This window comes from Xanthomonas translucens pv. cerealis, from assembly GCF_006838285.1.
GTDB classification, from domain to species: Bacteria; Pseudomonadota; Gammaproteobacteria; order Xanthomonadales; family Xanthomonadaceae; genus Xanthomonas_A; species Xanthomonas_A cerealis.
Window position 1 is genome coordinate 3,299,270 of the sequence record NZ_CP038228.1, and the last position, 17,853, is coordinate 3,317,122.

Sequence of the window (17,853 nt, forward strand, 5' to 3'; positions counted from 1 at the left end):
GGCAAACGTGAAATAGATGTCAACTGCCGTTATGCGCCGGCATGCGCTGCTCATGCGGTCGGCGTCGATGGCGCGACCTCGCCGATGCGGTCCAGCCAGACGTAGTGCTGTTGCTCGGGATGCAGCAGATCGTCCAGCCGCACCACACCGTTGACGCCCTCGCGTTCCTGCCGGTCGCGGAAGGTCTGCAAGGTGGGCCGCACCGAAACCGTGCCGCTGACCTGGCTACCATCGTCCAGGCGCAGCAGCATCTGCGCCTGGTCCGGCAATTTCGGCAACCATGCCTGCAATGCCGCGATGGCGTCGGGATCGGTATGCACCGCATCGGTGTACTTGCTCATGCGCGTCTCCTGCGAAGGACCCCGCGCAACATAGCGGCAATGCCGTGAAAAGTCCGGGAAGTTCGGCTACTGCTGGCGCGCGAAACGCACCGCGGACACCAGCTGGGCCACGCTGTACGGCTTGGCCAGGTGCTCCTGGAAGCCGGACTGCAGCGCGCGGCGACGATCGTCGGCACGCGCCAGCGCGGTCACTGCCACCGCCGGCAACTCGGACGCCTGCAACCCCATGTTGTCGCGGATCGTGCGAATCAGGCCATAGCCGTCCATGCCAGGCATGCCGATGTCGGTGACCATCGCATCGATGCGGGTGTGACCGCCATCGTCGAGCAGCGCCAACGCCTCGCTGGCGGAACCGGCGGTGACCACCTCCGCGCCTTGCTCCTCGAGCAGCCGCCGCAGGTATTCGAGCATGTCCGGCTGGTCTTCCACCGCCAGCAGGCGCATGCCCTTCAGCGCATACGCTTCCACCACCTGCTCGGCCACCGCGAACGTGCGCACCTCGCGCATCGGCCGCTTGCCCGCCTTGTCGCGGTGCAGTGGCAAGCGCACGGTGAACACCGCCCCGCAGCCGCGGCCTTCGCTGGCCGCACTGACCTGGCCGCCATGCATTTCCACCAGCTGCTGCACGATCGCCAAGCCCAGGCCGAGGCCGCCGTGCAGGCGGGTGGTGGTGCCGTCGGCCTGGCGGAAGCGGCCGAACAGGTGCGGCAGGAACTCCGGCGGAATGCCGTCGCCGGAATCGCGTACCGCCACCGTGGCGTGTTCGCCGTCGGCATCGACCTCGATCGCCAACTCGATGCGGCCATGCGCCGGGGTGAACTTGATCGCATTGGACAACAGGTTCCAGAACACCTGCTGCAGGCGCGTGGCGTCACCCAGTACCACGCACGGATGCGACGGCTCGCGCAGGGTCAGCGCCTGGTCCTTGCCCTCGGCCACCGGCTCCTGCGCGCGCAGCGCTTCGCGCACCTGTTCGGTCAGGTCCAGCGCCTCCACTTCCAGCTGCACCTTGCCCAGCAGCATGCTGCTCAGGTCGAGCATGTCCGAGATCAGCCGCTGCTGCGCACGCGCGCTGCTGGCGATCACCGACAGCCCCTTGCTGCTCGGATCGCCCGGCGGCAACCGCTGCAGCAGCAGGTCGCTCCAGCCAAGGATGGTGGTCAGCGGCGTGCGCAATTCATGCGACAGCGTGGCCAGGAATTCGTCCTTCAGCCGCGCCATGCTCTCGGCCGCGTTGCGCGCGCTGCGCTCCGATTCCAGCAGTTGCTCGCGGGCCAGTTCGATGTCGCGGCGTTCGGTGACGTCGGGGCTGCTGCCGGCCAGGCCGATGAATTCGCCCTCGGCCGAATAGCGCGGCACCGCGGTCATCTCGATCCAGCGCCACTCGCCGTCGTAGCGGCGCGCGCGCACCAGCGCGCGCAGGTTGCGCTGCTCGTCAAGCGCACTGCGCAGTTCGAACGCGAACACGCCGGCATCCTCCGGGTGCAGCACGTCGCCCCAGCCCGGCCACGCGTCCTCGGCCTGCAGGTCGATGCCGAAGAATTCGGCGTAGGCGGTGTTGGTGAAACGCAGTTGGCCGCTGGCATCCAGCACCCACACCGGCATCGGCAGGCCCTCGGCGAGCGCGCTGAAACGCGCCTCGCTCTCGGCCAGGTCGCGCTCCACGCGCTTGCGCTCGGTGATGTCGAGAAATTGCACGGCGACCAGATGCCGTTCCGGCGCACCAATGCGGAACGCCTCCACCGCCCACCAGCGGCCGAACCCGGCGGCGAAGTTCTCGAACTTGGCCGAGCGTCCGCTCAGCGCCACCTCGCCGTACATGCGGAACCAATGCTCCTCGTTGGTCGGCGACAGTTCGCGGATGCGCTTGCCGATCACGTCGTGCAGGCCGGTCTCGCGCTCGAACGCCTGGTTGACCTCCAGGAACACGTAATCGACCGCGCGTTGATCCGCGTCGAACAGTACCTGCACCACGCAGAAACCTGAGTCGATCTTGTCGAAGATCTCGCGGTACTGCAGGTCCGACGCCTGCGTGCGCAACGTGGAGGAAGATTCGGTGCTGACATGCATGACGGAGTTTGCTCTGGAAACGGCGTGCGGCGGCGGAGGCGACAGCGCGCTCCGCGCCCACGCCGTGATGACGGATGCACAGGACCGGCAATGGCACGACGGACCCCGCATCTTGTGAAGCCGCTCCGCTGCCGTCAAGCCGGCCCAGCCACCGGGCAGCGGCAGGTCACCAGAAGAAGGCGACGACCAGCACAATCCCCACCAACGCCAGCGCGATCCCGCCGAGGACGCCCCATTGGGTCAGCTGCGCGCTGCGCAGCGCCTGTTCTTCCAGCCAGCGCTCGGCCTCCTGCCGCCATGACGGCGGCGGCGACTGCTCCAGGATCTGCTGGACCCGCGTCACCCCCAGCGCGCGGCACTGCTGCCGGCACTGTTCGGGCGCAGTGGCGTCTTCTGGCGCGATTGCGCAGGACATCGCGGTGTGCTCCAGGCCTAGCCCAGCGTGAAACGCGGGTTGTCGCTGGTCAGCTCCTGCTCCACCGCCATCCGCGCAAGCCGCGTGTAGTTGGCGCTCGGGCCGGCGCCGCGGCCGACGATCAGGCCCAGATATTCAAGACCGCTCCAGATCCGCGCCTTCCACTCGACCCCGCTGTCGGCCAGCACCAGGGTCAGCGAATAGCGGAAACCCTGCCCCTGCGGATTGCGGCAGGCGTAGATCGGCGGGAACTGCACCGCCACGTCCTGCTGCTCGCCGAGCGATGCCAGGTAACGGCGCAGTTCCTGGCGCACGTCCTCGCCCGGATTCAGCCGCAAGTGATGCGCCGCCGCGTCCAGGTCCGCCTGCTGATCGACGAAGCTGGCCGCGCCGCTCGCCGGGCTGTGCCCATGCCGCTTGGCCCAGTCGATGAACTGCAGGCGCACGTCCGAGGCGGCGTGGGCCTGGTGGAACAGCGGCATCTTCATGCGATCCCCGCATCACGTTAGTTGCCGCCATGGTCGCGCCGGCGCCGTGAAGCACGCGGCGACGCGGCGTGAACCGCGTGTCACCTGGCCGTGCCCATGAACCGGCGAAGACCGCGCGCCGCACGCGGCGGCGCCGCGATTGCGGCCGCGCTCACGCAGGCACACACTGGCAGGGCCGTTTTCGTGGAGATCCGCGATGAATATCCGATATGCCTGGACGGCGCTGGCCCTGGCCTGCCTGCTGGCGGGCGGCGCCTCCGCCGCGACCCGCAACGTCACCGATCCGCAGGCCATGCACAGCACCGAGGGCGACAGCCCGGTGCAGGTGCGCTGGACCGACCCCGCCGCCTTCAGCGAACTGCGCTACAGCCGCAATCGCTGGGAAGCGCAGCGCGGCGACTGGGTAAAGCAACTGGCCGACTACCTGCAGCAGCGCGCCGGCAAGCAGCTGGCGCCCGGCCAGCGGCTGCAGGTGGAGCTGACCGACATCAAGCGCGCCGGCGACTACGAGCCCTGGCACGGCCCGCAATGGAACGACGTGCGGGTCATGCGCGACATCTACCCGCCGCGCATCAGCTTGAACTTCACCCTGTACGGCGCCGACGGACAGGTGCTGGAGCAGGGCGAGCGCAAACTGCTCGACAGCAGCTACCTGATGAACAGCGCGATCGGCCTGAACAACGATCCGCTGCGCTACGAGAAGCGGATGCTCGACGACTGGCTGCGCCGCCAGTTCCGCGACCAGGCGGCGGTGGCCAAACGCTGAGCCGGGATGTGGCTGCGGATAGGGCTGGGAATCGGGAACAGCATGCGCGGACCATCCTGCGCGTGCGACCCGGCGTTTCAGCCGACCCCGGCTTTGTAGGAGCAACTTCAGCCGCGACCAGACACGACCGGTAACGCCCCGGTCGCCACTGAAGTCGCTCCCACAAGGGCGCTACCGGCGCCGCGAGCTGCGAGCCCTCTTGTGGGAGGGACGTCATCCCGACTGCATGCCAGTTCGGAACATTCACCACTGCGCTCGTCGCGGCTGAAGACAGTTGCTCCTTCAAAAGAGCGGAAGGCTTCAGGCGACGCGAGGTGCGCCCCCTAGTCGGAGGGACTTCATTCCCGACTGCAACCATGCCAGGTGCGGTCAGCGCATCGCTGGCTGCGATCGACGCGCGAGACCACGCATTCCAGGCCTCGCGGTCGCGGCCGCTGGCCCGAGGCCACTCGCCGACGCCCCTGCAAACGCTTGCGACGCTCAACCGCCCAGATACTGCCGCGGCGCGCGCTTGAGTCCGCACAGCAGGCGATAGGCGCTGGAGCCGCAGCGCGCGGCCAGGGCGTCGATGCGCGGCTGCGCGCCCCACAGCTGCACGTGGCTGCCGAGCCCGGCCTGCGGGTGCTCGGTCAGGTCCACGGTCAGCATGTCCATCGACACCCGCCCGATCACTGCGCCGGGCGCGCCGTCGATCAGCACCGGGGTGCCGTTCGGCGCGAACTGCGGATAGCCATCGGCGTAGCCGATCGCGACCACGCCGACCCGGGTCGGGCGCGGCGCGACGAAGCGCGCGCCATAGCCGACCGGCTCGCCGGCAGCCAGGTCGCGCACCGCGATCACCTTGGACTGCAGGGTCATCACCGGGCGCAGCTCGCCTGGCAGTTCGGCGCCGGCGGCGAACGGGTCGGCGCCGTACAGCATCAGCCCGGGGCGGCCCCAGTCGCTGTGGAGTTGCGGCCAGCCCAGCAGCCCCGGCGAATTGCACAGGCTGGTCTCCCCAGCCAGGCCGGCAGTGGCCTGGCGGAACACCTCGGCCTGTTCCAGGGTGCGCGCGCTGTCCAGTTCGTCGGCGCGCGCGAAATGGCTCATCAGCACCAGCCGTTCGACCTGCGGTAGCGCGCTCAGCCGCGCGTGCGCGGCACGGAATGCGTCCGGCGCCAGGCCCAGCCGGTGCATGCCGCTGTCCAGCTTCAACCACAGGCACAGCGGCTGCGGCGCGGCATAGGCGGCGATCGCCTCCACCTGCCACGGCGAGGCCACCGCGCACCACAGCCGGTGCTCGGCGATCAGCGGCAGTTCGTCGGTGTCGAAGATGCCTTCCAGCAGCAGGATCGGCGTGGCGATGCCGGCCTGACGCAGTTCCAGCGCTTCCTCGATGGAGGCCACCGCGAAGCCGTCGGCCTCCGCTTCCAGCGCGCGCGCGCAGGCCACCGCGCCGTGCCCGTAGGCATCGGCCTTGACCACCGCCAGCGCCTTGCCGCCGCCCAGTCGCCGGGCCAGGCGGTAGTTGTGGCGCAGCGCCTGCAGATCGATCAACGCACGGGCTGGGCGCACGAACTTGCCTCGGCGACGGGCGCCGAGGCGCCGCGCGAATAACGGAAGATGTCCAGGCCCTCGCCGCTGATCTGCGGCTGTCGCGCGGCGATCAGGTCGGCCAGGTAGCGGCCGGAGCCGCAGGCCATGGTCCAGCCGAGGGTGCCGTGGCCGGTGTTGAGGAACAGGTTGCGGTAGCCGGTGGCGCCGACCACCGGGGTGCCGTCGGGCGTGGCCGGGCGCAGCCCGGTCCAGAATTCGGCGCGGGCCAGATCGCCACCGCGCGGGTACAGGTCGTTCACTACGTTTTCCAGGGTGGCGCGGCGCCGTGCCGGCAGCGACAGGTCGAAGCCGGCCAGTTCGGCCATGCCGCCGACGCGGATGCGCTGGTCGAAGCGGGTGATCGCCACTTTGTAGGTTTCGTCGAGGATCGTGGACATCGGGGCCAACGCCGCGTCGCGGATCGGCAACGTCAGCGAATAGCCCTTCAGCGGATACACCGGCAGGCGGATGCCCAGCGGCGCTAGCAGCTGCGCAGAATAACTGCCCAGGGCGACCACGTAGCGGTCGGCGCGCTCCAGGCGGCCGCCGATGCGCACGCCGTCGAGGCGGTCGCCATCGGCGTGCAGGCCGTCGATGGTCTCGCCGTAGCGGAACTGCACGCCGGCCGCGGCGGCCAGCGCGGCCAGGCGCTGGGTGAACAGGCGGCAGTCGCCGGTCTGGTCGTTGGGCAGGCGCAACGCGCCGACCAGGGTGGCCGGGGCGCTGGCCAGCGCCGGCTCGATGCGGGCGATGCCAACGCGGTCCAGCAGCTCGTAGGGCACGCCGTATTCGCGCAGCACCTCGATGTCCTTGGCCGCGCCGTCCAGCTGCGCCTGGGTGCGGAACAACTGGGTGGTGCCGAGCTGGCGGCCTTCGTAGACGATGCCGGTGTCGGCGCGCAGCTGGTCCAGGCAGTCGCGGCTGTATTCGGACAGCCGTACCATGCGCGCCTTGTTGATCGCATAGCGCTCGGCGGTGCAGTTGCGCAGCATCTGCGCCAGCCACAGGTACTGGCGGATGTCGCCAGTGGGGGTGATGGCCAGCGGCGCATGGCGCTGGAACAGCCATTTCAGCGCCTTCAACGGCACCCCCGGCGCGGCCCAAGGCGCGGCGTAGCCGGGCGACACCTGGCCGGCGTTGGCATAGCTGGTCTCCAGCCCGGCCGCGGGCTGGCGATCGACCACCGTCACCTCGCAGCCGCTGCGCGCCAGATACCACGCCGTGGCCGTGCCGATCACACCGCTGCCGAGAACCAGAACCCGCATACGCTTACCTCTGTCGGATCAAATCCCTGGCTGAATGGCGCCAAGGATGGGTTTAGGTGCAGTATATGAAGCGCAAGCCAGGATTTTCCGCCGATTTTCGAACATACCGCAGGATAATCCCCTGCCCCAGCCCACCGAGACCTGCGCCATGGCCGCCCGCGCCCGCGAACTGGACAAGATCGACCGCAAGATCCTGCGCATTCTGCAGCAGGAAGGGCGCATTTCCTTCACCGAACTGGGCGAGCGAGTCGGCCTGTCGACCACCCCGTGCACCGAGCGGGTGCGCCGGCTGGAACGCGATGGCGCCATCACCGGCTACTACGCGCGGCTGGACCCGCACTTCCTCAAGGCCAGCCTGCTGGTGTTCGTGGAGATCAGCCTGGCGTACAAGTCCGGCGACATCTTCGAGGAATTCCGCCGCGCCGCGCTGAAGCTGCCGAACGTGCTGGAGTGCCACCTGGTCTCGGGCGACTTCGACTACCTGCTCAAGGCGCGGATCAACGAGATGGCTTCGTACCGCAAGCTGCTCGGCAGCACCCTGCTGACCCTGCCGCATGTGCGCGCATCCAAGAGCTACATCGTGATGGAAGAGGTGAAGGAGACGCTGAGCCTGCCGATCGCCGACTGAGCGTAACCCCGCTCCCGCCGGCGACCGAAGGAAGTCCCGTGGGAAAGAGGGGTTGGGGTGCGGCGCGCAGCGTCTCGCGGAGGTGATGCACGAGGCTGCACCCGGATCCTCATCCGGCCCGTCGGGCCACCTCCTCCCCGCGGGAAAATAACTGTAGAGGGCAGAAGGGAGTGGGCGCACTGCGCAGCGCCCTGCCGCATCGGCCTACGCGGCGGGCACGCTTACGCCAGCAGCTTTTCCAGCTCGTCGCGCGGCGTGTGCGCGTGGTTCTTGGCCAGTTCCGACACCACACGCTTCTGGACTTCCTTGTGCAGCAGCGGCCGCAGCTGGCCCAGGGTCTGCGGGTCGGCGACCAGCACCAGATGTTCGAAGTCGCTGCGCAAGGCGCTTTGATACAGGCGCTCGGCCAGCTGGCGGACGAAGCCGGCCTCGTCCATGGTCATCGGCCGGTCGCCATCCTCGACGCCCTCGATCGGCGTGGGCGTCAGCACTTCGGTCTGCTCCAGCAACGAGGTCTGCCCGGCCAGATTGGTGCGGAACAGGCGGGCGCTGACGCGATCGGCGACGACCACCAGGGTGTTGTCGGGAAGCTTGCTCATCGGTTCTCCTAGCGAAGGTACGGCACAGGCGATCGGAGCGCCTGCATCGGGTCAGTCTAGAAAGCGGTTCGTGAGGATCGCGACCACGGAGCGTTGGCCCGTTTTCACGCCACGGCCATGCACGCCGCCGACGGCGCCTACTCGTCGATGCGCTGGCCGTCGCCGCTGGGCACGGTGCTGTAGTAGCGGCCACTGCGCGTGTCGAGCACGCGGTTGGGGCCGACCTGCAACGCACCGGGAATGAGGCGGCCGCCACGGTCGTACAGTTTGACCGGGCGGCGGGCGGCGGCGGCATTGGCGCCGTTGGCGGGTGCCGGCTTGGCCTTGGCTGGCTTGTGCGCGAGCGACTGCGGCGACTGTGGCCGCTCGTCCAGGCTGGAAGACACGGGCGCGGCCCTGGCGGCCGGCGCCGACTGCAGCGTGGTCGCTTGCCGGCTGGCGGTCGGCGACGGCGGTGCCGAATTGAGGCTCTGCGCGCTCGCCAGCGCAGGCAGCAGCAGCGCGATGGCGGCCGCGCGGGTCAGGGAAGGATGCACAATCGCTCCATTGCACCGGCGTCGATGCGCCAACGCTAGCGCAACCGGGGCGCCACGTCGATACGGCCGCGAATGCGGCTTGATCGCTGCGGCAACGCCCTCATCTTGTGCGCATCCCTACGCGCCGCAGGCCCCGCCATGAGCCGATTCGACCTCACGCCTCCCACCTCTGCCGAACGCGAGCGCCTGATCGCCGGGCTCAATGACGAAGAGCGCCGGGTGCTGCTGCAGCACGGCACCGAAGCGCCGTTCTGCGGCGTGTTCCTGGACAACAAACTGGAAGGTGTCTACAGCTGCCGGCTGTGCGGGTTGCCGCTGTTCCGCTCCAGCGCCAAGTTCGATTCGGGCACCGGCTGGCCAAGTTTCTTCGCGCCCTACCATGCGGCTCACGTGCGCGAGATCCGCGACAGCAGCCACGGCATGATCCGCACCGAGATCGTCTGCGCGCGCTGCGACAGCCATCTCGGCCATGTGTTCCCAGATGGCCCGCCGCCCAGCGGCGAGCGACATTGCCTGAATTCGGTGTCGCTGCAATTCACCGCGCAGGGCCAGGCGCTGTCCAATCCCTTGCGCCGCGGCGGCGGCGACAGCGAACCGGCCTGAGCGCCGCTCGCCGCAGCGGCGAGCGGCGCCGTGCCGCAGGCCGCTGCGACGCGGCACTGCCATCGTCTTTGAGAACAACGCACACCCGCTGCAACACACAGTTTTGAGAACAATACGGACCCGCTGCGGCACGCGCTAGCGAAGAAACTGCCGCTGCGTGTCGGCAACGGCGCCGCCGCAGCAGTGCGCTGCATCCCAGTGCGTGCCAGCGCTAGTACGAAGCGGCTGCCGCAACGCCGCAACGCACGCCGGGATACGTTGCCGTGGCGCCGTGCCATTGGCGCTTTCACACCCGTCTTCACGCGCGTCTTCACACCGCCGCCGCGACAGCGCCGACTTCAGAAAGCCGCCGCCGGGCCGAAATGGAAGTATCCCCGTTCACCGCTCGCAGGCTGCCTCCGCCATGCTCATCATTGTCGGCTTCCTCATCGTCATCATCAGTGTCGTCGGCGGCTATGTGCTGTCGCATGGCAAGCTTGGCGCGCTGTGGCAGCCCTACGAATTGATGATCATCGGCGGCGCGGCGCTGGGCGCGTTCCTGGTCAGCACCCCGGCCAAGATCGTCAAGGCGACCTTCGTCGACATCCTCGGCGCGTTCAAGGGCCCCAGGTACAAATCCGACGATTACCGGGCCACGCTGACCCTGATCTACGAGCTGTTGAACAAGGCGCGGCGCGACGGCTTTATGGCGCTGGAAGATCACGTCGAGAAGCCCGACGAAAGCGCGATCTTCAGCAACTATCCGAAGGTGCTGGCCGACCACCACCTGCTCGACTTCATCACCGACTGCCTGCGCCTGATGATCGGCAGCAACATCGAGCCGCACGAACTGGAGCCGCTGCTGGAGCTGGAGCTGGAGAAGCACCACCACGAGGCGATGGCGCCGGCGCATGCGTTGAGCAAGGTCTCCGACGGCCTGCCCGGTTTCGGCATCGTCGCCGCGGTGCTCGGCATCGTCATCACCATGGGTTCGATCGGCGGCCCGATCGAGGAGATCGGCCACCACGTCGGCGCCGCGCTGGTCGGCACCTTCCTCGGCATCCTGCTGGCCTATGGGTTCGTCGCGCCGCTGTCGGCGGCGATGGAAGCGCGCGCCGAGCAGGACAGCCGCATCTTCGAATCGGTGAAGACCGCGCTGCTGGCCTGCCTGCGCGGCTACAACCCGAAGATTGCGCTGGAGTTCGCGCGCAAGACCCTGCCGAGCAACGTGCGGCCGAGCTTCTCGGACTTCGAGACGCACCTGAAGACGATCAAGTAGCGCCGCCGCCATGCCGGAGACCAAAGCCACCGTCGTCATCCGCCGGGTCAAGAAGGTCCAGGGCGGCGGCCATCATGGCGGCGCCTGGAAGGTGGCCTTCGCCGACTTCGTGACCGCGATGATGGCCTTCTTCCTGGTGCTGTGGCTGGTCGCGGCGACCACCAAGGAACAGCGCGCGGCGATCTCCGAATACTTCCGCAATCCCAGCCCGCTGGTAGGCAAGAGCCCGGCGCCGAGCCCCGGCATGGCCGGTCCCGGCGGCGCCAGCACCTCGATGATCAAGCTCGGCGGCACTGCGGACATGCAGCGTGGCGACAACAAGGATCCGTTCGGCAGCAAGAGCCTGAACGGCGACACGCAAAGCAAGGCGGCGCAGCGCGAAAAGGAAAAGCAGCGTCTGGAAGCGCTGATGCAGGACTTGAAGGAAGCGATCGACAAGAGCCAGGCGCTGGAGCCGTTCAAGGACCAGTTGTTGCTGGACCTGACCCCGGACGGCCTGCGCATCCAGATCGTGGACAAGGAGAACCGGCCGATGTTCGACATCGGCAGCGCGATGCTCAAGCCCTATACCCGCGACATCCTGCACGAGCTGTCCGGCTTCATCAACGAAGTGCCCAACCACATCAGCATCACCGGCCACACCGACGTCACCCAGTACAGCGGCAAGAACGGCTACAGCAACTGGGAGCTGAGCGCAGACCGCGCCAATGCCGCGCGGCGCGAGCTGGTGGTCGGCGGCATGGGCGAAGACAAGGTGTCGCGCGTGGTCGGCCTGTCCTCGTCGATCCTGTTCGACAAGCAGACGCCGGACAACCCGATCAACCGCCGCATCAGCATCGTGGTGATGACCAAGGATGCCGAGGACGCGGCGCTGGCCGGCAGCGACCATGCGCTGGCGCTGGGCAAGCCGCAGAGCGATGCCGACACCAAGGTGCCGGACCTGAGCGCCACGGCGAGCGCGGCGCCGCCGCCGTTGCCCGCCGCGGTGAAGCTGCCGGCCCCGGTCGCGGCAGCGCCTGCCGTGGCGCCGGCGGCAAGCGCCGCCAGGCCGGCGACGGTGACGGTCGCGGCGCCGCGCACCACCTCTCCGGAGATCGCGGCCGACGCCGCCCGCGAAGCGATCCGCGCGGTCAACAGCGTCACTGGCGGCAAGCCGCGCAGCAGTGCGGCGCCGTCTCCGGCGACGGTGACGGTGACCGCCGAAGGTTCGGAACAGCGCTGAGACGTTTCGGCGCGTTACCCGACCTGTCGACGCTTTACCCCTTCTGGGTAGGAGCAACTGTCTTCAGACGCAACGAGCGCAGCGGCGGGCCTTCCGACTTCGAAAGTCGTAGCCGCTGAAGTTGCTCCTACAGTGCACCCAGCAGGCTATCCGCAGGCCGTGTAGGCGCGGCATCGGCCGCGACCGGGCATTACCAGGGCAGCCCCGGTCGCGGCCGATGGCCCAAGGCCACGTAGAGCCGCTCCTGCTGGTTATGCCCCGCTGCGGAAACGCGCTCCAGCGGCGCACCGGCCTGTCCATCGCGTTGCGCACTCGCGCCGCAGCGCTCACTGTGCCAGCGGTTGCGCCACGCCTTGCGCGATCGCCTGCTGCACGATGCGTTCGATGTCGCGCTGCAACGCCGCGTTGGCGACCTGCTGGCGTTGCGCCAGCGCCGCCTGTTGCTTGGCGAACCCCGCCTGCTGTTCGGCCAACGCCGACTGGCGCTTGGCCAGTGCCTGCATCTGCTGCGGGTAATCGGCCTGCGCCGCGTCGGTGCGTGGCGCAACGGCCTGATCGCCGCTGGCAGCCTTGGCCTGCTCGACGGCCAGGCCCGCCTGGCGTTGCGCGATGGCGCCCTGCTGCTCACCAAGCTCACCCTGGCGCTGACCCAGCTGCCCCTGTTGCACGCCGAGTTCGCCTTGCTGCCGCCCCAGCGCCTCGACTGGCGCATAGGCCGCCTTCACTTGCCCGATGGTAGCCGCATCGCGCACCACGTAGCGCTTGCGGTCCTTGCGTATCCACCACAGCGTCTCCTCGCCGCGGCGCGCACGCCGCGCCTCGCGCAGGTCGCCGCTGCTGCCGTACACAAGGGTGTTCCCCTGTTCGAACAGCACCGACGCGTTGCGGCGATCGCCGGACAGGGTGGTGACGCTGGAACTGATCGCCATGCGCTGCGCGCCGGCCACATGGTTAGGCGGCATCGGCACTGCAGGCGACACAGCCGCTGCAGGCGGCGCCGGCGCTGCCGGTTCGGCGCCGAGCATCGCCGCATCCTGGGTGCTTGCCTGTGCGCACGGGATCGCAGCAACGGCGACAGCGGCCAGGACCAGCAATGCGGCGCCGCGGCGCCAGAGCCTGAGGTTCGAGTGCAGCATGGGGTGTCTCCCGGTGGGCAGATCGAAAGGGATGAGGCGATGGCACCCGCGCAGCGCGAAGCCGCCGGCAGCGACATGGACCACGCGCTGGCGTAGCACGCTACCGATTCCGCCACCAGGCGAACCCGCGGCTGCGGCTGCGGCTGCGGCACGACGGTTCGTGCAGCGCCTCGGTGACGGCAACAGAGAACTACATTTGTAGTCGAACTATTGATGACCACACATGTCGTCAAGCCTGCCGAAGGTCATGCCGGCCCACCGCGCTTACAATGGCGGCTACTCCACGAACGAGACGAACGTGTCCAAGCAATCCAAAGCCAAGCGCGACAAGCGCAAGAAGCAGCAACCCAAGCGCGGCTTCGCCCGCTTGGGCCGCGAGCAGCCCATCGCCAACCACGCCGTGCTGCAGGACGACAGCGGCCGGGTGCTGGCCGCGATCGGCCTGCAGGGTAGCGAATGGCTGCTGTCGGTCGGCGGCCAGACCATGGGCAACGCCGACAACCCGGTGCCGATGCTGGCGATGCTCAAGCACCTGGCCAACGTGCAGGAGCAGGAAGGCAACACCATCACCCTGGACTACTCGACCCAGTTGCAGCAAATGATCGACGACCTGGCCGCCGACGAAGGCCAGACTGCGGCCGAATATCTGGACGCGCTGGTCGCCGAGTTCGCCGAGGGCGATGACGCCGCGGCCGAAGCCGAAGAAGAAGAGGGCCTCGCCACGGCCGGCGACGTTGCTGTCGATGCCGACGCTATCGCAGCGGACACGACAGCAGGCGACGCTTCGGCGCCTGCGGCCGACGCCGACAGCAAGCACAAGCCCGCCTGATCGGCACGATGGCGGTCTACATCGACGATGCGGTGCATCCCTGGCGCGGCCAGCGCTGGGGACACCTGCTCGCCGATACGCTGGACGAACTGCATGCGATGGCGGCGCGGCTGGGCATTCCCCGCCGCGCCTTCCAGAACAAACGCAGCGGCGCGCACTATGACGTGCCCGCCGCCTTGCGTGACGAAGCGATCCGGCTGGGCGCGCTGCCGGTGTCGCGGCACACCGATCGCGCGCTGATGAAGGCGCTGATCCGCCAGGCGTGCGCACAGGCGCGCGGGGAGGCCGATTGAACGGCTTGGGACCTGGATAGGCGCCGCCACGATCCTCTCCGAATCAGGGGATACCCCTGATGGGTAATCAGGTACCCGGAAGCCTTCGTTTTTGGCGCACAAGATTCTTTGCGCAAGAATCCCCAGAAACTGACTAGGCGGATCATTCGCGTTGCGGCGCCGCACCGGCCTTACGCTAGGCGTTCCCGGCTCGCGCATAGCAATACATGTCTGATCTTGGAGTTTTTTCATGACTAGTCCAATTCGTGGCGCATCAAGCAGCAGCTATTACAACCAAACAAACAGCCCGGAAAGCTCACCGCCGCCACACAATCAATCTTCAAGCCACGCCCAATCCTCAGGGTTCCCGTCGCTGCAGCGCATGAACGCTAGCCGCCGCACTGCCGGAAGCACATTCAACGCACGCTTTTCGGATGAGAATACCAGCCGTGATCTGCCTGACGATTATGAAAGCCGACAGGCAGACATTAGCGTGCGTGAGGACACCAAAATTAGCCAGGAAGCGTACCAACTCTGGATTAATAATCCCACAGACCTTCCCAGCGACGTCAAGAAAAAAACAAAGAAAGATCGTAAACTTTACGCTGCCTACAAAGAAATCAGAGATAACAAGGGCTACAAGGCCAGCAAGGGTTACAAGGGATAATGCTCTCAATGCAATACAGCCAGGCCGAAGAATTTTTCGGCCCGGCCATGTACGACGTCTATACGCGCCTCGTGGCCTGTTTACGACCTTCTGAGCAGTAGTGCCAAGAAGCCTCTGGCGATCAACTGCAAGCTGGTGTTGAGGTTGCGTTTGCAGTTCTTCCATAGCAGTGGGTTCTTCTGCACCCGCGTAAAACTGCACTCGACACGCCGTTTGGGCATGCCTTGAAGGTATGCACAGCGCGCAGAGGCGGCTCAACAGACCAGCTCAAAGGCTTTTGTTAACCGCGCTCGATCTTGTCCGCATTTGTCTACAGGCCATCCAACGACAGCGTTATGATTCGAGCGAGCCTCTGCTGAGGCTCTCACTACTTGAATCGCACATTTTTAATGGTTTCGCATCCTGGCACGCCAGCGTTGCGGCGTGCCTGTGCATGTCGTTCCGGCGTGGTCGTTTCGCAGCTCCCTATCGAAGGTCCGCCTGCATGAAAGATGCCTCCCTGCTTCGCTGCCTCCCCCTGCACCTGGCCTGCCTGGCCGGGCTGTCCACGCCTGCGATCAGCGCCGCGCAGAGCGGCCAGACCGCGACGCCGGAGATCGCCCATCTCCCGGCACAGCTGCAAAGCGCCAAGCAACTCGGCGCGCTGACGGCAAGTGCGCCGATCAGTGTGGTGATGACCCTGCCGTTGAAGGACGGTGCCGGTGCCTACGACTACGCGATGCACGTCTCGCGACCGGGCGATCCGCTGTATGGGCACTACCTGACCCCGAGCGAATTCGCGGCGCGCTTCGGCACGCGGCAGAGCGACATCGACGCGGTCAAGGCCTTCGCCCAGGCGCATGGAATGCAGGTCAAGAGCATCGGCGGCGCCGGCTCGCTGATCACCTTGAAGGCGCCCGCCAGCACCTTCGCCCACCATCTCGGGGTGAACTTCGGGCGCTACCAGGCCAGCGACGGCAAGACCTTCTTTTCGGCCGATCGGCAACCGCAATTGCCCCGCGAGATCGCCAGCCACGTCGGCGGCATCGTCGGACTCAACGACGCCGTCCGCTTCGCGCCGCTGGCCATCCGCGCGCCGGTGAGGCCTGCGGCGATGGCCGACGATCACACCAGTGGCAATGCGCATGCGGCGACCGAATCCGCCGGCCACGGCCCCAACGGCGGCCTGAGTCCGCAGGACATCCGCACGGCCTATGCCATTCCCGCGCAACTGGCACCGGGCAAGCAGGAGACCCTTGCGCTGTTCGAACAAGGCGGCTTCCTGAGCAGCGATATCGCCACCTACGTCAGGAAGTTCGGACTGCCGAACGTGCCGGTGAAGGTGCGCAACGTCAACGGCTATGCCGGTGCGGTCAACGATACAGGCGTCGCTGGCGAGGCGGCGCTGGACATCGACATGGCGATCGCGGTGAATCCGCAATTGCAGCAGATCCAGGTCTACGAAGAAGGCGACGATCCGTATCCGGTGGCGCTGCTGGCGGCACTGGGCGCCATCGCCGACGACAATACCGCGCAGACGGTGAGCATTTCCTACGGGGTGGACGAGGAAATCCTGGGCAATGCGGCGCTCGCCGCGGAAGGCCAGGTGCTGACGCAGATGGTCGCGCAAGGCCAGGGGGTCTATGTCAGTTCCGGCGACCAGGGCGCCTACGGACGCACCGGCAGCGGCCTGCACGGCGAGGATCCCGGCACCCAGCCGTTGGTCACCTCGGTCGGCGGCACCGCGCTGTTCACCCGGCAGAACGGCAGCTACCTGAACGAAGAAACCTGGAACCTGCTCGGCAAGGGCGAAGGCGCCACAGGCGGTGGCATCAGTGCCTACTGGCCGATCCCGGACTACCAGCTGATCGCCGACGCCCAGGGCAAGCAGACGTCGATCGCCGCGCCCAACCACGGCTCGTCCACGCAACGCAATTTCCCGGACGTGGCCGCCGTGGCCAGCCTCAGCACGCCGGTCGCAGTCTATTCCGAACTGGAAGGTGGCTGGATCAACATGGGCGGCACCAGCGTCTCGGCGCCGATCTGGGCCAGCTTCATGTCCATTGCCGACCAGGCGCACCAGTACGCGGGACTGGGGCGGATCGGCTTCGCCAATCCGTTCCTTTACGGCGATATCGACGGTGCCGTCTCGCTCGATACCAAAGACGTGCTCAAGGGCAGCAATGGCAACGCCAACCTGTTCGGCGGCGTCGCCGGCTTCTCTGCCGGCAAGGGCTACGACAACGTGACCGGGCTGGGTTCGATGCTGTCTTCCTGGCTGCTGATCGACTCGCTGCTCACTGCGCACGACAGCAGCACGCCACCGCCGAACCAGGCGCGCGGCGTGCACGCCAGCCCGACCACGACGACGAGCACGCTGGAATGGAGCACGGCGGACAACGCGACCGGGTACGAGCTGATCGCGGAAGACTACGCCAGCGGCGAGGTGAGCGGCTACGCGCTCACCCGCGGCACGCGCTACACGTTCAAGGACCTCAAGCCGAACACCTACTACGCGTTCCTGGTCATCGCACTGAACAAGGGCGGGGCGACGCAGAGTTCGCCGGTGATCGTCAAGACCGCGAAGAAGAGCTAGCGCTCAGGCCGCCGTCCGGGCCGTGCGCGGCCCGGACCGGCACGGCGCACGCGGCGCCTAGAACGGATCGCTGCCCGGACGCAGGTCGATGCCCAGGATCGCCGCCAGCCGCTGCATGTCCTCGTCGTCGCGGCTGAGCGCCATCCAGCCGGCGCGGCCGTCACCGCCGGTGTCCCAGCACCAGATGCTGTAGCCGTACTCGCGCAGGCGGTCGTAGGCGACCGCCAGCAGCGAGGCGGTGTCGTGGGCGCCGAGGAAGTCCTCGTCGTCGAGGTCGCCGCCCCAGTCGATGCGCAGGTTCCAGCGCGCGGCCAGTTCGTCGATCGCACCGATCAGCGCTACGGTATCGCCGCCGTCCACGTAGAAGCCGGAGGTCCAGTCGATGGCGTCCTTCAGTGTCCACAGCCAGCCGTCGCCGTCGCTCTCCACTTCGCCCGCCACCTCGCGATAGGCGTTGAACTGGCGCAGCGCGGTTTCGTCGTCGCCGGGATTGATCAGCAGCAGCAGGTTCCAGATCAGCCCCTGCTGGGTATCCGGATCGTCGTCGTCCGCGTCGCCGCTGAGGTCGTCGGGGTCTTCGTAGTCGGCGCTGTTGTCGGGCATGGTGG

At 67.6% G+C, this 17,853-nt stretch carries 19 protein-coding genes; 9 read left to right on the plus strand and 10 right to left on the minus strand.

The window, feature by feature from the left end:
- Positions 1-50 precede the first annotated feature (50 nt).
- From E4A48_RS14585 to E4A48_RS14600, 4 genes are all read right to left on the minus strand, one after another.
- A complete protein-coding gene (locus E4A48_RS14585; protein ID WP_142742665.1) occupies positions 51-341 on the minus strand; it encodes a DUF3247 family protein in 291 nt (96 codons plus the stop codon).
- Positions 342-407: 66 nt separating this feature from the next.
- Positions 408-2,411 carry a PAS domain-containing hybrid sensor histidine kinase/response regulator gene (locus tag E4A48_RS14590; protein ID WP_039007968.1) on the minus strand — a complete coding sequence of 668 codons (2,004 nt, stop codon included), beginning with the start codon at positions 2,409-2,411 and terminating at the stop codon, positions 408-410.
- 166 nt (positions 2,412-2,577) lie between these two features.
- The gene (locus tag E4A48_RS14595; protein ID WP_176717104.1) at positions 2,578-2,826 is read right to left on the minus strand and encodes a hypothetical protein; all 249 of its coding nucleotides are present in this window, start codon (positions 2,824-2,826) and stop codon (positions 2,578-2,580) included.
- Positions 2,827-2,843: 17 nt separating this feature from the next.
- Positions 2,844-3,314, minus strand: coding sequence for a hypothetical protein (locus E4A48_RS14600; protein WP_052235072.1), 471 nt, complete (start codon positions 3,312-3,314; stop codon positions 2,844-2,846).
- 196 nt (positions 3,315-3,510) lie between these two features.
- On the opposite strand from E4A48_RS14600, the gene E4A48_RS14605 reads away from it, so the two are divergent.
- Positions 3,511-4,080: a DUF3016 domain-containing protein gene (locus tag E4A48_RS14605; protein ID WP_142742666.1), complete on the plus strand. Its 570-nt coding sequence runs from the start codon at positions 3,511-3,513 to the stop codon at positions 4,078-4,080.
- 480 nt (positions 4,081-4,560) lie between these two features.
- Here the strand turns inward: E4A48_RS14605 and alr are convergent, their stop codons facing one another.
- Both alr and E4A48_RS14615 read right to left on the minus strand, forming a co-directional pair.
- Positions 4,561-5,634: an alanine racemase gene (alr, locus tag E4A48_RS14610; protein WP_142742667.1), complete on the minus strand. Its 1,074-nt coding sequence runs from the start codon at positions 5,632-5,634 to the stop codon at positions 4,561-4,563.
- A complete protein-coding gene (locus tag E4A48_RS14615; protein ID WP_142742668.1) occupies positions 5,613-6,920 on the minus strand; it encodes a D-amino acid dehydrogenase in 1,308 nt (435 codons plus the stop codon). The genes alr and E4A48_RS14615 overlap by 22 nt, the downstream gene beginning before the upstream one ends.
- Positions 6,921-7,068: 148 nt before the next feature.
- Between E4A48_RS14615 and E4A48_RS14620 the strand changes: the two genes are divergently transcribed.
- On the plus strand, positions 7,069-7,548 hold the full coding sequence (locus E4A48_RS14620) for an AsnC family transcriptional regulator (RefSeq protein ID WP_039007974.1): 480 nt from the start codon (positions 7,069-7,071) through the stop codon (positions 7,546-7,548).
- Between the two features lie 221 nt (positions 7,549-7,769).
- On the opposite strand, the gene E4A48_RS14625 is transcribed toward E4A48_RS14620, so the two are convergent.
- Positions 7,770-8,147, minus strand: a complete 378-nt coding sequence (locus tag E4A48_RS14625; protein WP_039007975.1) for a baeRF12 domain-containing protein — start codon at positions 8,145-8,147, stop codon at positions 7,770-7,772.
- Between the two features lie 137 nt (positions 8,148-8,284).
- Complete coding sequence (locus E4A48_RS14630; protein ID WP_039007976.1) at positions 8,285-8,683, minus strand: hypothetical protein; 399 nt, start codon at positions 8,681-8,683, stop codon at positions 8,285-8,287.
- A gap of 138 nt (positions 8,684-8,821) precedes the next feature.
- On the opposite strand from E4A48_RS14630, the gene msrB reads away from it, so the two are divergent.
- From msrB to motB, 3 genes are all read left to right on the plus strand, one after another.
- A complete protein-coding gene (msrB, locus tag E4A48_RS14635) occupies positions 8,822-9,286 on the plus strand; it encodes a peptide-methionine (R)-S-oxide reductase MsrB (RefSeq protein WP_039007977.1) in 465 nt (154 codons plus the stop codon).
- A 403-nt stretch (positions 9,287-9,689) separates the two neighbouring features.
- The gene (gene motA / locus E4A48_RS14640; RefSeq protein ID WP_039007979.1) at positions 9,690-10,544 is read left to right on the plus strand and encodes a flagellar motor stator protein MotA; all 855 of its coding nucleotides are present in this window, start codon (positions 9,690-9,692) and stop codon (positions 10,542-10,544) included.
- A gap of 10 nt (positions 10,545-10,554) precedes the next feature.
- A complete protein-coding gene (gene motB, locus E4A48_RS14645) occupies positions 10,555-11,766 on the plus strand; it encodes a flagellar motor protein MotB (RefSeq protein WP_039007981.1) in 1,212 nt (403 codons plus the stop codon).
- 326 nt (positions 11,767-12,092) lie between these two features.
- On the opposite strand, the gene E4A48_RS14650 is transcribed toward motB, so the two are convergent.
- Entirely contained in the window at positions 12,093-12,902 is an 810-nt protein-coding gene (locus E4A48_RS14650) for a hypothetical protein (RefSeq protein ID WP_039007983.1), read from the minus strand.
- A 298-nt stretch (positions 12,903-13,200) separates the two neighbouring features.
- Here E4A48_RS14650 and E4A48_RS14655 point away from each other — a divergent pair, with 298 nt between their 5' ends.
- From E4A48_RS14655 to E4A48_RS14670, 4 genes are all read left to right on the plus strand, one after another.
- The gene (locus tag E4A48_RS14655) at positions 13,201-13,731 is read left to right on the plus strand and encodes a hypothetical protein (protein WP_142742669.1); all 531 of its coding nucleotides are present in this window, start codon (positions 13,201-13,203) and stop codon (positions 13,729-13,731) included.
- 8 nt (positions 13,732-13,739) lie between these two features.
- On the plus strand, positions 13,740-14,024 hold the full coding sequence (locus tag E4A48_RS14660) for a DUF4031 domain-containing protein (protein WP_003465674.1): 285 nt from the start codon (positions 13,740-13,742) through the stop codon (positions 14,022-14,024).
- Positions 14,025-14,253: 229 nt separating this feature from the next.
- Entirely contained in the window at positions 14,254-14,670 is a 417-nt protein-coding gene (locus E4A48_RS14665; RefSeq protein WP_080763453.1) for a hypothetical protein, read from the plus strand.
- Between the two features lie 484 nt (positions 14,671-15,154).
- The gene (locus tag E4A48_RS14670; RefSeq protein ID WP_058196756.1) at positions 15,155-17,245 is read left to right on the plus strand and encodes a protease pro-enzyme activation domain-containing protein; all 2,091 of its coding nucleotides are present in this window, start codon (positions 15,155-15,157) and stop codon (positions 17,243-17,245) included.
- A 57-nt stretch (positions 17,246-17,302) separates the two neighbouring features.
- Here the strand turns inward: E4A48_RS14670 and E4A48_RS14675 are convergent, their stop codons facing one another.
- On the minus strand, positions 17,303-17,848 hold the full coding sequence (locus E4A48_RS14675) for a DUF6630 family protein (protein ID WP_003465679.1): 546 nt from the start codon (positions 17,846-17,848) through the stop codon (positions 17,303-17,305).
- Between the last annotated feature and the right edge of the window lie 5 nt (positions 17,849-17,853).